Raw genomic sequence first — 15,591 nt, 5'->3', positions numbered from 1 at the left:
TCGGTGCCACGCCCGTTCCCCGGCCGTTCCACAGTTCACGCTAGGGATCTCCGCACGCTGCCCGGCGATAGACTCGGGCACGAGATGAGCAGAATCGGACAGGATTCCGGCCCTGTCGCCTTCCCCTTCCCCACCACACCTGGCGGGCCGCCCGGCGTGGAGGTCACCGACCTGCCCGGGCTGCTGACCAGGATCGGGCGGCTCGGTGCGACGGCCGACGCGCCCGTGCGCCTGGAATTCCATCTCGTGATGTCCGTGCGCTCGGGGCTCCTGCGCTGCGTGGTGGACACCACCGACTGCCAGGTGGCGCCCGGGAGCTGGCTGTGGATCCGCCCCGGCCAGTTCGTACGGTTCCCGGACGGGTGCCGGGGCGGTGCGGACGTACCGGATACGGCGGTGGTGCTGTTCCAGGCGAGCTTCCTCGACGCGGCCACCGTCACCGGGGCACAACTGGACCGCAGGGCCTGGAGACTGCCGATGTCCCCCGCGCCGCAGGCCGCGCAGCCCCTGGATCGGACGCTGGAGCTGTTGGAGGGCGAGTACCACCGGCTGCGTGACCTGCCGCTGGAGGTCCACGTCGCGGTCGTCCGACATGCCCTGTCCATCCTGGTGCTGCGCCTGGCGAACCTGCCGGGCGGGCAGCGCAAGCATGCCGGGGACGAAACCTTCCGCCGCTTCCGTGACGCCGTCGAGCAGGACTTCGCCCGTCACCACCAGGTCGAGGCGTACGCGGCCCGCCTCGGCTACAGCGTGCGGTCGCTGACCCGCGCCACGAACGCCGCGGTCGGGCGCGGGGCCAAGGCGTTCATCGACGACCGGCTGGTCCTGGAGGCCAAACGGCTGCTGCTGCACACACAGCTCCCGGCGTCCGCGATCGCGGACCGGCTCGGCTTCTCCAGCACGACGGTCTTCACCCGCTTCTTCCGCCACCGCACCTCGGAGACACCCCTCGGCTTCCGCAGACGCGCGCGCACGGAGACGCAACGGCCCCCGGCACAGTGACCGCCCCGGCGGGACGGACCTCACCCGCCGTGGCGCACCAGGACACGACGGCCACGGCGGCCACGGCCTGTTCTTCGCGGTACTGACGCCCGGCTCCGCCGCCGTCACAGCTTGGCACCACGTACATGACGGTCCAACCTGCGGATACGCGAGCGAGCTGGTCCGGGCTGGCAGCCTGGGGCGAGCTGCTACAGCGAATCCGGGTGCTCCACGCTGCCCGCGGCTTCGCCTGAGCAGTTGCGTGGACAGGTCGAGGGGAATCCGGGCCGCTGCCCTCACCTTCATCTGGCGGAACGGCAAGGACCTGGCCTGCGGACCGCCAGATGGTACGAGTGGGAGACGAGGCCATGTCCTACGTGGTGAGGCGGACGTTGACCCGGTGTGGGGCGGGGAACGTGGAGTTGGATCGTGCCGGACGAGCTGTGGGAGATCGCCAAGCCGCTGGTCCCGGGACAACGCACACGGCCGCAGGGCGGCGGAACGGCCAACACTCCTGATGAGACGCTGTTCGCGGCCATCATCTACGTGTTGGTCAGCGGCTGCGTCTGGCGGGCGCTGCCACCCTGTTTCGGCGTTTCGAAGTCCACCGCCCACCGCCGGTTCCTCATCTGGTCCAGAGCCGGCGTCTGGGGCCGCCTGCACGAAGCGGTCCTGCACCGGCTCGACGGCGCCGGCCTCATCGACGTCACCCGCGTCGTTCTCGACACCGCCCACGTCGGGGCGGAAAAAAGGGGGCGAACACACACAGGTCCGAGCCCCGTGGACCAAAGCAAGCCGGGTTCCAGGATGCACATCCTGTCGGACGCGAACGGACTGCCCCTGGTCGTCGGCGTCTCGGCCGCCCACCGCTTCCGCTGCCTGGACACCGCCTGGCCTGATGCCGCTGCTCGTGCCACAAGGGGCCCAGCTCGGCCACCAGTTCAGCGATCACATCGGCCGACAGACCCGTGATCCTCCGGTCGCTGATGATCGCTGCACGAGACACATCCCCACCACACGACCATGAACGACGATCAGGAGCTCGACGCCTCACCGCCTGCCGTGCAGAGCTCGTTAGGCCGGATGGACGCCGGATACTATCCGGCTGGCCCCATGGATCCGAGCGCAAGGCGCGACCAGGATCGCGTCATGCGATTCAGGGACACTTTCGACTCCTCCAGCCCGTCTGATACTTCAGCCATGTCCGTGACACGGCGGCGGCTGCTCGCCCGCGCGGGCGCCCTGGCGGTGCTGGGTGCCGCCCCGGCTCTGGGCCCGGCCGCTCACGCGTCCGCCGCGCCGACCGCCTCCACCGGGCCCGTACGGCTCGAACTCCCCCGCCCCACCGGGCCACATCCGATCGGTGTCACCGAACTGCACCTGGTGGACCGGACGCGTCGTGGCCCCTGGTGGGCGGGCGAGGCGGCGTCGAGGTCCAGGGAACTCATGGTCAGCATCTGGTATCCCGCCGACCGCGCCACAGCCGAAGACGGGCCCCGGGCGCCCTACATGCGTGCGGGCGCGGCCGCGGTCTTCGCGGCGGGCGCGGCGAAGATCCTCCAGGTGGACCAGGGGGCCGTCGACTGGGCCGGATTCATCACCCACGCCCGCACCGGCGTGGCCGCGCTGTCCCGGGGCCGGCGGCTGCCCGTGGTGCTGTACTCGCCGGGCATGTACAACGAGCGCACCCTGGACACCACCGCCGTGGAGGAGTTGGCGAGCCGCGGCTATGCGGTGATCACCATCGACCCTGTCCACGAGGCACACGCGGTCGAGTTCCCCGACGGCCGCGTCGTCGAGCCCGCCCCCGGGCTCGCTGCCATCGCGTCAGGCGTCGACCGGTCCAGGGCCGCGCTGGAGGTCAGGGTCGCCGACATCCCGTTCGTCCTCGACCAGCTCGTCGTGCTCGCACGCGGCGGCAACCCCGACGCCGGGAAGCGGCCGCTGCCACGTGGTCTCGGGCGGGCCTTGGACCTTACGCGTACCGGCATGTTCGGGCATTCGCTCGGCGGGATGACGACCGCCGAGGCGATGCGCGTGGATGGCCGTATCCGTGCCGGCGTCAACCTCGACGGCCCCCTCGGCTACGACTGGACCGACCCCGAACTGCTGCTGCCGGTCGCCCGCAGCGGGCTGGACCGGCCGTTCCTGCAGATGGGGGCATGGCTCGCGGTGCCCTCCGGCAGGCTGCCCCACACCCACGAGCACTCCCCGTCCTGGCAGGCGATGTGGCACAACTCCACCGGCTGGAAACGTGATCTGTGGACGGAGGCGGCCGAGCACAACTCCTTCACCGACTATCAGACCATCCTGCCCGGCCTCGCCGAGCGGCTCACACTGCCGCAGGGGCTGCCGGCCCGGATGACCGGCACCGTCGACCCGGCACGGTTCACCACGAGCCGCCGGGCCTACCTCACCGCCTTCTTCGACCAGCACCTGCGCGGCCGCCACCAGCCACTGCTCGACGGCCCCTCCCCGCTCCACCCGGACGTACGATTCATCGGCTGAAGGCCCCGCAGGAGCCTCCCGGGGCCTCCTCCTCATGACCAGCCCGCACTACGCAAGGCCCCCGCGCCATGGCGGGGGCCGGCAGCATGCCCTTCCCGGCCACCGCCCATCGCGGCTCGCCCAACTCGCCGGCATGCCGGAGCGGGTCCGACGCCCGGGCACGCCGGCCACCTCACGACGACCACCCATACGGCGGCAGCCCCGCCACAGACCGTCGGGGCCACCAACCGTCTCCTCATGATGATGTCGACGGCGAGAGTCTCACCGACGCCGGCACCGCCATGGACGCACATCACCGCGCATGCAGCGACCGTACCGGTGATGTTGCCCCGGGCGAAGAACGGAACCCGGGTGGCGAGCACGATGGCGCGTCCGATGAAGAGGCTGCGGTTGACTTGGGCGACGTCGAGGTGTGGCTGGCCGGTGAGCTCGTCACCTGCTACCTGTTCTCCTTCCGCCTGCCCTATTCGGGCAAGGCCGTCCACCGCGTCTTCGCCTCCTGCGTCGCGACTTCATGGCCCCCTGCTCGAATCGCGCACCGTCGTCGCGTTGATCGACCACCGGTTCCGGACAGCCGCGGCCCCGGCGGCTCTCTCCTGCCCGGTGCTGCACGGGGAGGTGAGGCGGGCGGTTTGTTCCCCAGCCCCGCTCGTTCCCGAAACTGGGGCGCTGCCCCAGACCCCGAACCTCGGGTCCGTTGCCGCCTGCGGCGGGAACGCCCTGCGGGCGCGTCCTCGAAAGCCGGACGGGCTGGATGGCACGGACCGTGACCAGCGAATTCAGCCTGTCCGGCGTTCGAGGACACCGGGCGGTCAGTGGGTCCGAGAGCCCGCCCCCGGCGCAGCGGCCGTACCACCCGCCGCCACAGCCACAAGCGCCCGCACCTGCCCCACGATCGCCATCCGGTTCCGCACGAAGACGGGATCACTCACCCGCCCCGTCGCCGGATCCGCATTGGACGCCCCGAACTCGAGCACAGGCGTGTGCAGATGCCCGCCCGGTACCCGCAACCGCAGCGCGTCGCGCAGGAGCGTCGCGCGGTAGGCGATCTCGTTGGAGAGGTAGTCGCCCCCGCCGCCCTGGCGGGCCGTGGAGCCGGGGGTCGGGCCGTTCGGGCGGACGACGGGGGCCGTGCCGCCTGCCGGGATCTCGGTGACGGCGGTGTTGTCGTGGACGGGGTACGGGCCGGTCCGGGCCGTCGTGAGCGCCGCGTACGGCAGGGTCGTCGACGTCCACTGCGGCTGCGGGTGGACGGTGGGGATGCCCGGCGGCACGGGTACGGTCTCCGTGCGGGAGACGTCCGCGTTGTCCGGATGGCCGCCGCGCCAGGCGCCGTTGGTGCGCTCGACGTCGAAGCGGCCGGGCCGGCCCTGGCTGATGGTGGTGAAGAGGTCCACACGCCGCGGCCCCGGCCGGAAGTACGGCAGGAGCGTCCGTTCTACCGTGCCGTCCGCGAAGTCCCCCCAGCGCACGGGAAAGACGACCGCCTCCACGCGCGCGAGCCCGCCGGGGGTCCGGACGGTCGTGCCGTCGAGGGCGAGGGCCGCCGCGCCGGAGGGGTTGGAGCGCCGCGCGTCGTCGTCCAGTTGGAACGGGTCGAAGCCGGTGATCAGTACGCGCTTCAGACCGCGCCCCGGCGGCAGGTCGACGGAGTCCTGTCCGCGTGAGGTCCGCTCGACCTCGGCGATGAGGTCCGTGCGCTGTTTTCCGGACAATCGGAAGTCCGGCTTCCACTCCCGGAGCGTCCGCGTCATGCCCAGCCGCGCCCAGTACAGCGGCCGGTCATCGTCCCGGCTCAGCGCACCACCGGCCGGGCCCCTCCCCTGCACCCGGTCCACAGCCCGCTGCCACAGCCGCCGCCCGTCACGTACCACTACCCGCTCGGCCTGCGCGGGCGTACGGGCGGTGGCCAGATCGCGGCCGAAACCGGTGATCACGTCGGCGAACCCGCTCTCCCGCAGGATCTCCCCCGGCACGGGACCGGCGAGCCGCCGCTCCTCGGCCGTGGCCGAAGGGGCGGCGGAGGGGGCCGCAAGGGCCGGGTACGGGGCGGCCACGCGCACCAGAAGCGCGGCGCTCAGCGACATCCATGCTTTCCCATTGCGTTTCATAGGACGGAACACAACCACTGCGCGGCCCATGGGCGGTAGAAGGCCGCAAGTGGCGGTTGTGAACAGCCGAGTACGTCGCCACGGCACCGCTGTTCGCTACAGAGCGGCCAGGAATCCGTCAATTCGTGGAGTGAGCCGTCGTCGCTCCCGGGGCGTCCGAGCCGGGGGCCGGGCAACCGCAGTGGCCGAGGCGGCGTGGGCGGTCCAGGGCGGTACGGACCGGTTCGTCGCCGGTGGTGGAGGGCGCCCGGTCCGTGCTGCGGCGCCACGCCGTCCTCACGGCTGCCTCACCGGCACCGGCTGCCAAGCCATCATGACGACACCATGCTCTGAAGGCCGGTGGGAAGTGCGGGCAGGTCACTGTGCAGAGCGATGCCGGCCAGGTCACCCGTGGCACGAACAACCCGCAGCCCTCCACATCTCCGGCCGTCTGGTGAACCGGGCCTCCGACGGCTACCGCGCCGAGGGCAAGACCGACGCCCGCGACGCCCGCGTCGTCGCCGACCCGGTCGAGGACCGCATCCGCGTGGTCCGCCTGTGCGGCACCCTGCTGAGCCTGTTCCCCGGCCGCAGCGGCGGTCGAGGCCGCCGGACGCCGGCACACCGCCCATCCCCGGGGAAAAGGCCATCGCCGAGCTGGTCCAGGCGTCGGTCGCACAGGTCAGTGGTCTTCAGGCCGCGCAACTGCCCGGAAGTGAGCACGTGGAAGATGACCAAGGCGGCCTGGGCGGCCCGCGGCGCCTGCTGATCGTGGAGGACTTCCCGGAGGGGGTCGGTCTCGACGGGCAGAGGGATGGTGGGGTCGGCATGCCGCAGAAGATCCGGGCGGTGGGGTCGGCGAGATGATCCGCCGTTTCTTCAGCGGCCGCAGGATGTGCCGCAGGGCTGGAGCATGTCCACACGCGGGGTAACGCTGTCGGGCAGGACCGCCACCGGCTCTCTCCCGCCCACCCCCGGGCATCTTCGTCGAGCTGACCGCCTCTTCCTGTGGTCGGCCGCGGCGTCCGCGGGCCGTGTACGTGCTGGGCCGGCCCGGGGCGGGCAAGCCGCCGGCCGGCCTGACGGTGCACCGCGCGATGCGGCCCGGCGCGACCCGGCTGGTTTGCGACGATTTCGCGGTCGCCGTCAGGGCCGGTCGCGGCGACCCGCCGGCCACGTGGTGGTCGTTCGTTAAACAGCTTTGTTTCATTGGTCTTGACCAATGCGGGGCCGCTTGGCATGCTGACGATGGTCGCAACCGATCATGTGTTCCCTTCCTGTACACGCTCTCCCGGATGCTTTCCGCATTCCGGTTCCAGAAGGTCATGCGCCCGTCTCGCGATCCGAGAACGCGTCAGTCCTGATCGAAGAACAGCTGCAAGTCTGCAAGGCGCCATTGCGTGTGCAAATGCCACATATTCGCATTGGTGTATTACCTCCGTGCCGTCCGTACGGAGGTCACCGCCTGTCTCGGGCACATCCCGTGGGCTGTCAGACAACAGGAGGCTGGTGCCGACGTGCAAGGAAACCTGACCATACGTGAACCCGTTCCGGAAGCCGACCTGTGGGACCGGGTGGCGCTGCCGTCGGCGCCCCCCGAACCACCCGCCGGGCCCGTCGCCGCGCCCGGACTGCGCCGCGCCCTGTCCTTGCTCGAAGAAGGCGTGCTGACCAGTAAAGCCAACCGCTCCTGCGGTTCGTACGCGGCGCGGGCGGTGCCGTCGGCCGGCGCCCTGTACCCCTACGAGTTCGCCGTCCTCACCGGCGAGGGCGGCGTGCCGACGGCGTTCCGGGTCGACGCCGACCGGCGCACCTGCGCCCGGGTGGCCGCCGGGGCGGCCGTCGCCGCCGCACTCGACGCGTCCGATCTGGCCGTCCCGGAAGGCGGCGGCGCCCTGGTCGTCACGCTCACCCGCCCTTGGCTTTCCATGCGCAAATACGGTGACCGAGGATATCTTTACACCCAGCTCGATGCCGGACACGCGGCCGGGAACCTCGTACTGGCCGCGGCCGGCCGTGGCGCGGCGGGGGCGCTACGGCTGCGCTTCCCGAGGGAATCCCTGTCGCAATTGCTGGAGGCGAACGAGAACTGCCGGGAGATTCACTCGGTGACCCTGCTGCCTGCCGGTCCGGCCGACGACTCCTGGACCCGGTGGACCGTACACGACGACACCGACCGGGAACGGCGCGGACCCACCTGGCGGTCATGGCTGGAAAGCACCTGCTGGGACTCCCTCGCCGGGTGGGCCGGGCACTCCGAGATCCCGGCCCTCCACACGGTGGCCGCGCCGCTCGCGCGCGTCCGCACGGACGGACGGCTGCCCGCCGCGGACAGCGGCCTGGGCGATGCGTCCGCGTGGTCCGAACTGATCGGAACGCGAGCCTCCAGCAAGGCGTTCACCGGCGCCCCCGTCCCCGCCGCCGCCGTCTGGCAAGCGGTCTCGGCCCTGACGACACCGCTGGAGACCGACCTGCCCGACACCACAGCGCTGTCCGCCACACTCGTGCTGCGGTCGGCCGCGGAACCCGGACACGACGCGGTGTACCGGCTGGACACCGGCGAGCGGCGGCCAGGACGGCTGCCGTCCACCGACGAGGTGGCCCGAGCCTGCATGCAGCAGCGCGCCCTCGCCGGGGCCGCCGCCATCCTGCTGCTGCACGTGCCGCGCACCTCGCTCGCCGGGGCCGGCTCCGCCGCCGGCGCCGAGAACCTGCGCGAACTCGCTTTCCGCTGCGGCGCCCTGGGCCAACTGCTCTACCTGGGCGCGCACCGCGCGCGGGTCGGCGTGACCGCCATCGGCGGCTTCGACACACCGCTGTGGCGAACGCTGGCGGGGCTGCCGGAGGACGACGAGATCCTGTACGCCCTGCTGATCGGCTGCCCGGACGACTCGGGCATCAAGTTCGACCGGCTTGCCATGGCGCACGCCCAGAACGAGCGGTGACCCCGATGCGCGCGGTCCTTCCCGAAGTACTCACCGACGTCCTCGCCCGCCACGGCGACCGGGTCGCGGTCACCGACGCCGACGGTCTCCTCGGCTACGCCGACCTGGCCGGCCGGGCCCGTGCCGCGGCGGACCGGCTCGCCCGGTACGAAGTGCGCGGCGAGCCGCCCCGAGTGGGTCTGTACGCCACCAACTCCGTCGAGTACGTGGTCGCCTACCTGGCCACGCTGTTCGCGGGCGCGGTGCCCTTCCTGGCCGACTCGGCGTTCGGCCCGTTCGAACTCTCCCGGATCGCCGAGGACTGCGGGCTGGACCTGCTGATCCACGCCCCGAGCGCCGACGTACGGGACATCGTGAGCGAAAGCCTCACGGACGACGGCGAGTTCGGCTACCTCACGGTCAGCCGGGTGCGCCGGTACGAGACCCCGCGTCCGCAACTGCTGGACGACACCGAGGTGTGCCGCTTCACGTCCGGCTCCACCGGCAGGCCCAACTGCATCGAGTTCTCCGGCACGGCCGTGTCCGCGGCGGCCGCCAACTGGGTGAAGGGCACCGGCCTCGCGGCCGAGGACCGGATCGCCTGTTTCGCGGCGCTCTCCAACGGCCTGGCGTTCAACACCTCGTTGCTGGCGGCCTTCCTGCAAGGCGCCTCACTGCATCTGTCCCACGGTCTGCCCACCGCCTCCCGGGTCGTACGGCTCCTGGAGAGCACGGCCGCCACCCGGCTGGTGGCGTTCCCGGCGCTGTACGACTCGATCGTGCGGCGGGCCCCCGAGGCGGGCTTCGCCACCGTACGCACCGCGATCTCCTCCGGTGCCCCGCTGCGCGACTCGGTACGCGAGGAGTTCACCCGGCTCACCGGCGTACCGATCCACAACTACTACGGTGTCGCCGAGACCGGGCCGCTGACATACGCCGCGGACGCGACCGGCAGCGGGCTCGGCACGCCCCTGCCCGGTGTGCGGCTGCTCGCCGAGGAGCACGGCATCCGGGTCAGAAGCGAGTCGATGGGCTCGCGTTACCTCAACGCGCCCGGCCTGTTCGAGCAGCGTCTCGACGGCGAGGGCTACTACCACACAGGTGACCAGGGCCGGCTGCTCGACGGCGTGCTCCACCTGACCGGGCGCACGAGCCGGATGGTCAACGTGGGCGGACGCAAGATCGACCCGATCGAGATCGCCGACGTGCTGCGCGCGGCCCCCGGTGTCCTGGACGCGGTCGCCTTCGAGGCCGAGAACCAGCACGGCGAACCGGCCCTGGCCGCCGTCGTCGCCGCGGAACCGGGCGTGACCGCGCAGTCCCTGCGCGCGCACTGCGCGGCGGCCCTCCCGTCGTTCAAGGTGCCCGGCATCCTGCGCCTGGTGGACCGGATACCGGCGAACTCGATCGGCAAGCCGTCCGTCGAGGGCCTGCGCCGCCTGCTCAGCGCCCCAGACAGCCACTGAACCTCCCTTCGACCCACAGGACTTGCCCATGGACAGCAGCGCGCTCCGCACCAAGATCATCGATCTCGTCATCGCGGCCGGTGACGGCAGTGTCACCGCCGCCGACCTCGCCGCCGCCGGCTACTCCCTGCGCGACGTCGGGTACACCTCGCTCTCCTACATGCGCCTGATCGACAGCATCGAGAACGAGGTCGGGGTCTACCTGGACCCGGAGGCCGCCATCGAGCACTACGAGACCATCGACTCCGTCACCGCCCTGGTGCTCGCCGGCGGCGCGGGCGCCGATGCCTGAGACACCCACGGCGGGCGGCCGCACGATCGGGATCGTCGGCCTGGGGCGGCTCGGCTCGGCCGTGCGCGCGGTCTGCCGGGCGGACGGCACCAGGGTCTGCCTCACCGCCTCCCGCCGTACCGGCTGGTCCGCCGAGGCGGTCCCCGACGTGCTGATCGACGCGAGCGCTCCCGAGGCGCACCCGGACGTCCTCGACTACTGCGCGGGGCACCGGGTACCGCTCGTCGCCTGCGTCTCCAATCTGTCGGACACCCAGTGGAAGGCGCTGGCCGAACTGGCCGCAACGGTGCCGGTGGTCCGGGCGACCAACCTCTCCTTCGGCCACTACCTCCAAGCGCGCATCGCCGAGTTCACCGCCGCCTACGCCACGGGCCGGTTCGACCCGGTGACCACCGTCCGCGAACGGCACCCGCTCGGCAAGGCACACCGGCCGAGCGCCACCGCGCTGGCGCTCGCCGGGACCTGGGCCGGGGCGAGCGGCCGGGAGGTGGCCGACATCGCCGACGAACGGTCCGGACTGCCCGTCAGCGAACACGAGCTGACCCACACCTGGGACGGCGAGTCGCTGCACGTGCGGCACCACGTCGGCAGCTGGACGGTGCCGGCCCGGGGCGCGCTGGCCGCCGCCGACTGGGCCCGCGCCGCCGCTCCCGGCCTGGTCACCATGCGGACCGTCTACGACGACCTGACAGCTAGGAGCAGGACATGACCACCGAGGAACCGCAGCCGCTGAACCCGGCCGAACGCCGGCTCGTTCTCCAGGTGGCGCTCGGCGCCCGGATGCTCTCCCTCGACGGGCACGACGACTTCAACCAGGGCCAGATCTCCGCCCGGATACCCGGCCGGGACGAGTTCTTCATCAAGGGCGCCCTGGTCGGCTTCGACGAGGCCGCGCCGGCGGACGTGGTCCGCTGCGCCGTGGACCACACCCGGCCCGCCCCGCCGCAGGCGCCGCCGGAACTCCCCCTCCACCAGGCCATCTACCGGGCCCGGCCGGATGTCAACGGCATCGTCCACAGCCACGCGCCGTACACCCTGCTGTTCGGCGCCACCGATCTGGAGATGCGCCCGGTCTCGCACGACGGCGCCTACTTCCGCGACCGGCTCGGCCTGTTCACCGAGACCAGCAACACCGTCCTGGACATCGCGACCGGTGAGCACATCGCCAAGGACCTCGGCGAGCACCCGGCCGTGCTGCTGCGCAACCACGGCGGAGTGATCGTCGGCAAGAGCGTGCGGCACGCCGCCGTCTTCGCCCAGGTGCTGGAGCGGGCCTGCCGCCTCCAGCTCACCGCCGAGAGCACCGGCGTGCCGTACGCCTGGTCCACCGACCGGGACGTGGCCGCCAAGCAGGACTTCGTCTACGCCGACCTCTCCGTCCGCTCCTACTGGGACTACGCCGTCCGCCGGGTCGGCCGGCACTGGCCGGAGACCGCCGGCTGGCACCGCGGCTGACCGCACCGCCCGAACGGCCCGACGGGGGACGGCCGGCCGCCGCCGAACGGGCGCCGGCCCGGAGCGCCCCGCCGCCACCGGGCCCGGCGCGCCCGCGCGCCGTCCGGCCGCCCCCACCCCGCGCTGCGCGCCGCCCGCCGCGAGGCCCGGCCCGCCCCGCTCCCGCCCACCCGCACCCGACACGCACGGAGGACTTCCGATGAAGGTCCAGCGCATCCTGCCCACCGAGGAGGCGGCCGATCTGCTCGGCCTGGTCCGGGACATCGCCGCCGGCGAACTCGCTCCCCGCGTCGCCGAGTTCGAGGAATCCCACACCTTCCCCCGGGAGATCGTGCGCACCCTGGGCAAGGCCGGGCTGCTGAGCCTGCCGTACCCCGAGGAGTACGGCGGCGGCGGACAGCCGTACGAGGTCTACCTCCAGGCCCTGGAGGAGATCGCCTACCACTGGTTCGGGGTCGCCGAAGCGGTCAACGTGCACAACCTCGCCTGCTTCGGCACCGCCGCCTACGGCACCCCGGCCCAGCGCGAGGAACTGCTGCCCGGCATGCTCGGCGGTGAACTCCTCGGCGCCTACTGCCTGTCCGAGCCGGAGGCCGGGTCGGACGCCGCCGCCCTCACCACCCGGGCGGTCCGGGAGGACGACGGCTACCGGATCAGCGGGACCAAGGCGTGGGTCACCCACGCCGGACACGCGGACTTCTACACCGTGTTCACCCGCACCGGCGGACCGGGCGCCCGGGGCCTGTCCTGCCTGGTCGTGCCCGGTGGTACGCCCGGCATGGTGGTGCACGAGCCGGAGCGGAAACTCGGCGTGTGGTCCAACCCGACCGCCCAGATAGGCTTCGACGGCGTCCGGGTGCCGGCCGGGCGGCTGATCGGCCGTGAAGGCAAGGGCTTCCTGATCGCGATGGGCGCACTGGACTGCGGCCGGCTCGGCATCGCGGCCTGCGCGGTCGGCATCGCCCAGGCCGCCGCCGACTACGCCGTGCGGTACGCCAAGGAACGCCGCCAGTTCGGGCAGCGGATCCTCTCCTTCCAGGGAATCGGCTTCCTGCTCGCCGACATGGCCACCCAGATCGCCGCGGCCCGGGCACTCACCCTGGCGGCCGCCCGGCTGAAGGACGCCGGCCGCCCGTACTCGCTGGAAGCGGCGAAGGCGAAGCTGTTCGCCACCGACGTGGCGATGAAGGTGACCACCGACGCGGTGCAGGTCCTCGGCGGCGCCGGCTATGTCCGCGACCACCCGGTGGAGCGCTGGATGCGCGAGGCCAAGCTGCTGCAGATCGTCGAAGGCACCAACCAGATCCAGCGCATGGTCATCTCGCAGGGCCTGTAGCCGTCTGGGCACGCCCCCCCTTGTCAGCAGCGCCGAACGAGGCAACCCGAAAGGACGGTTCGGAACACGATGACCACGGTCGAGGAGCGGACCCTCACACTGGACTCCGCCAGATCCGGCACCGGCCCCGCCACCTGGGGCCAGCGGGCGATCTGGGGTGTCGTCACCCGGCTCGGTGACGACGCCCCCCGCTACAATCTGCGGCTGGACCTGCCGCTCGACCCGCCCCGCCCCGCCTCCCGCGTCCTCGCGGACCTGACGGAGCTGCTGCGGATGCACGACAGCCTGCACACCCGTCTCCTGCCGGACGGCGAGGACGGGCTGCGCCAGGTCGTGGACGGGTACGGCGAGCTGCCCGTGGCGGTCCGCACCTGCGCCGCCACGAAGGCCCCGGCGGTCGGCGAAGCCCTGTTGGACGAGCTGGCGGGGCGTTCCTTCGACCACGCGCGCCAGTGGCCGTTCAGGGTCGGCCTCGTGGAGTGCGAAGGGCTGGTGCACCGGCTGGTGCTGGCGGCCTCGCACACCGCGATGGACCTGTGGGGCGAGGGCCGGATGCTGCGCGACCTGCGGCTGATCGAGGCGGGCGGCACCGCCGAGTCGCTGCTCGCGGCGCGGCCCGCCCTCCAGCCGCTGCAGGCCGCCGAGTTCCAGGCGTCCCCGCTCGGCCGCCGCCGCGACGAGGCGGCCCGGCGCTACTGGTGCGAGCGGCTGACCGCCGGCCCCCGGCGGATCTTCACCGCCCCCGCGGCCCCGGACCTCGCGGACACCGACCCGGGCCGGCTCTTCCCCAACGCGCTGCTGCGCTCGCCCGCGCTCGCGGTCGCCGTCGAACGGGTCGCGGCCGGGTGGGGCGCGAGCGACGCGGCGGTGCTGCTGGGCGCGGCCTCCCACCAGCTGGCCAGGATGTCCGGGAGCGACGACATCCTGTTCCAGGTGGTGGTGAGCAACCGCTTCCAGCCGGCCGCCGCCGAGTCGGTCAGCACGATGGCGCAGGAAGCGGTGTTCCTCCTCCCGGACGCGGGCCGGGACTTCCAGGACGCGGTGCGGCGCACGCGGTCCGTCTCGTTCAGCGCGTTCCGGCACGCCGGTTACGACAAGTGGGCGCTGGACCGCGAGGTGGCGCGGCTCGTCGAGCGGGGTGAGGCCGCCGACCACTCGTGCTGGTGGAACGACACCCGGGACCCGGGCACCGGCCCCTTCGACACCACCGGACGCCCGCGGGCCGCGCTGACCGAGCTGACCGGCCGCACCGAGCTGAGCTGGCCCACGGAGTTCCTGCCCCGGGCGAACGTCTCCGTGGCGGTGGACGTGCTGACTGCCCCCGGCGCCCTGGAGCTGTGCATGACCGCCGACCCGGCCGTCCTCACCCGCGACGGCATGGAGACCTTCCTGCGCGGGGTCGAGCGGCTGGTCGTCACCGAGGCGATGGCGCTGGGGGAGGCGTGAGCACGCGGTACGCGGGCATCGCCTGGACGGGCACGGGCTACCGGGTCGAGGTCGTCGACGGCGCGGGCCGCAGGGTGACCGAACCGAGCGGCTGGGGCGCCGCCCAGGTCGCCGAACTCATCACCTGGCTGAGGGAACTGGGCCGGGAAGGGCCGCTGGCCGCGGTGATCGACAGCACCAACGGCCTGCTCGACGGACCCATGACGGCGGCCGGCCTGGAGGTCTACCGTGCCGATCCCTGGCTGCTGCCGCCCCGGCCGCGGTTCGGCTCCGTCCCGGCCCGCCGACTGGCCGAGCAGGCCCACAGCACCCCGGGCGAGCTGGCCCGGGTGACCGCCGAGAGCGGCACCCTGTCCGGCCGCGCCGACGAGTACTTCGAGGGCGTTCGGCGCAGCGAACCGCTCAAGGCGGCGCTGACGGCGGCCGGGCGCTGCCTGGAGCACGGCGACCGTGACACGCCCCGGATCGCGCTCACCTTCGACGACGGCCCCGACCCGGTGCAGACCCGCCGGATCCTGGAGATCCTGGACCGCTACGGCGTCCGGGCCACCTTCTTCTGCGTCGGCCACCATGTCGCGGCGCTGCCCGACGAGGTGCGCAGGATCGCCGAGGCCGGCCACGAGATCGGAAACCACTCCTGGTCACACCCCTTCCTGCCCGACCTGACCGCGGAGCAACTGCGCGAACAGCTCGACCGGACGGCGGAGGCGGTGGCCCGGGTGACCGGCGAGGCGCCGACCCGGTTCCGGCCGCCGTACGGCGCGCTGAGCCCGGAGGTGCTGGCCGCGCTCGACGGGCACCCGACCACTCTGACCCTGTGGGACGTGGACTCCCGCGACTGGGCGAGACCGGGACCGGAGCGGATCGCCGCGACCGTCCTGGAGGCCGCCGGGCCGGGCTCGGTGGTGCTGATGCACGAGAGCGGCGGCGACCGGCGCCAGACCGTACAGGCCCTCCCGTCGATCATCGAGGGCCTGCTCGGACGGGGCCTGGAACCGGTCCCCGTGGCAGAACTGCCCGCGCCGCCCGGCACCGGCGGCGGCCGGCCGCTCGACCAAGAAGAACCCGATCTACGGCTGGAGCACTGAAGACC

The 15,591-nt window shown here is 72.6% G+C and carries 12 protein-coding genes and 2 pseudogenes; 13 read left to right on the top strand and 1 reads right to left on the bottom strand.

Annotated elements, in window-relative coordinates; translation table 11 throughout:
• The first annotated feature begins 84 nt into the window (after window positions 1–84).
• The 3 genes and pseudogenes from IE251_RS04085 (at window position 85) to IE251_RS04075 (ending at window position 3,489) form a co-directional block, all read left to right on the top strand.
• The gene (locus IE251_RS04085) at window positions 85–1,002 is read left to right on the top strand and encodes a helix-turn-helix domain-containing protein (RefSeq protein ID WP_189751520.1); all 918 of its coding nucleotides are present in this window, start codon (window positions 85–87) and stop codon (window positions 1,000–1,002) included.
• 381 nt (window positions 1,003–1,383) lie between these two features.
• Window positions 1,384–1,848, top strand: a pseudogene (locus IE251_RS04080) (IS5 family transposase); the annotation flags it as partial.
• 333 nt (window positions 1,849–2,181) lie between these two features.
• A complete protein-coding gene (locus IE251_RS04075) occupies window positions 2,182–3,489 on the top strand; it encodes an alpha/beta hydrolase family protein (RefSeq protein WP_229896574.1) in 1,308 nt (435 codons plus the stop codon).
• An 812-nt stretch (window positions 3,490–4,301) separates the two neighbouring features.
• Here IE251_RS04075 and IE251_RS04070 read toward each other — a convergent pair.
• Window positions 4,302–5,576 (bottom strand): pyroglutamyl-peptidase I, encoded by a 1,275-nt coding sequence (locus IE251_RS04070; protein ID WP_229896573.1) that lies wholly within the window; start codon window positions 5,574–5,576, stop codon window positions 4,302–4,304.
• Window positions 5,577–6,012: 436 nt separating this feature from the next.
• Here IE251_RS04070 and IE251_RS42270 point away from each other — a divergent pair.
• The 10 genes and pseudogenes from IE251_RS42270 to IE251_RS04025 form a co-directional block, all read left to right on the top strand.
• Window positions 6,013–6,165: pseudogene (locus IE251_RS42270) on the top strand (IS110 family transposase); the annotation flags it as partial.
• A gap of 137 nt (window positions 6,166–6,302) precedes the next feature.
• Window positions 6,303–6,446: a hypothetical protein gene (locus IE251_RS04065; RefSeq protein WP_189751518.1), complete on the top strand. Its 144-nt coding sequence runs from the start codon at window positions 6,303–6,305 to the stop codon at window positions 6,444–6,446.
• A 650-nt stretch (window positions 6,447–7,096) separates the two neighbouring features.
• Window positions 7,097–8,524 carry a nitroreductase family protein gene (locus IE251_RS04060; protein WP_189751517.1) on the top strand — a complete coding sequence of 476 codons (1,428 nt, stop codon included), beginning with the start codon at window positions 7,097–7,099 and terminating at the stop codon, window positions 8,522–8,524.
• Window positions 8,525–8,529: 5 nt separating this feature from the next.
• Window positions 8,530–9,969: a class I adenylate-forming enzyme family protein gene (locus IE251_RS04055; RefSeq protein ID WP_189751516.1), complete on the top strand. Its 1,440-nt coding sequence runs from the start codon at window positions 8,530–8,532 to the stop codon at window positions 9,967–9,969.
• Window positions 9,970–9,997: 28 nt separating this feature from the next.
• Window positions 9,998–10,261 (top strand): phosphopantetheine-binding protein, encoded by a 264-nt coding sequence (locus IE251_RS04050; RefSeq protein ID WP_030617584.1) that lies wholly within the window; start codon window positions 9,998–10,000, stop codon window positions 10,259–10,261.
• Window positions 10,254–10,970, top strand: coding sequence for a dihydrodipicolinate reductase C-terminal domain-containing protein (locus IE251_RS04045; RefSeq protein ID WP_189751515.1), 717 nt, complete (start codon window positions 10,254–10,256; stop codon window positions 10,968–10,970). The genes IE251_RS04050 and IE251_RS04045 overlap by 8 nt, the downstream gene beginning before the upstream one ends.
• Window positions 10,967–11,716, top strand: a complete 750-nt coding sequence (locus IE251_RS04040) for a class II aldolase/adducin family protein (protein WP_189751514.1) — start codon at window positions 10,967–10,969, stop codon at window positions 11,714–11,716. The genes IE251_RS04045 and IE251_RS04040 overlap by 4 nt, the downstream gene beginning before the upstream one ends.
• 199 nt (window positions 11,717–11,915) lie before the next feature.
• Window positions 11,916–13,052 carry an acyl-CoA dehydrogenase family protein gene (locus IE251_RS04035; RefSeq protein ID WP_189751513.1) on the top strand — a complete coding sequence of 379 codons (1,137 nt, stop codon included), beginning with the start codon at window positions 11,916–11,918 and terminating at the stop codon, window positions 13,050–13,052.
• A 69-nt stretch (window positions 13,053–13,121) separates the two neighbouring features.
• The gene (locus tag IE251_RS04030; RefSeq protein WP_189751512.1) at window positions 13,122–14,498 is read left to right on the top strand and encodes a condensation domain-containing protein; all 1,377 of its coding nucleotides are present in this window, start codon (window positions 13,122–13,124) and stop codon (window positions 14,496–14,498) included.
• Window positions 14,495–15,586: a polysaccharide deacetylase family protein gene (locus tag IE251_RS04025; protein ID WP_189751511.1), complete on the top strand. Its 1,092-nt coding sequence runs from the start codon at window positions 14,495–14,497 to the stop codon at window positions 15,584–15,586. Before IE251_RS04030 ends, IE251_RS04025 begins: the two co-directional genes overlap by 4 nt.
• Window positions 15,587–15,591: the final 5 nt, after the last annotated feature.

The sequence above is a fragment of the Streptomyces eurythermus genome (genome assembly GCF_014649115.1).
In the GTDB taxonomy this organism is placed as follows: Bacteria; Actinomycetota; Actinomycetes; order Streptomycetales; family Streptomycetaceae; genus Streptomyces; species Streptomyces eurythermus.
This window is presented reverse-complemented; position numbering and strand designations above follow the sequence as displayed.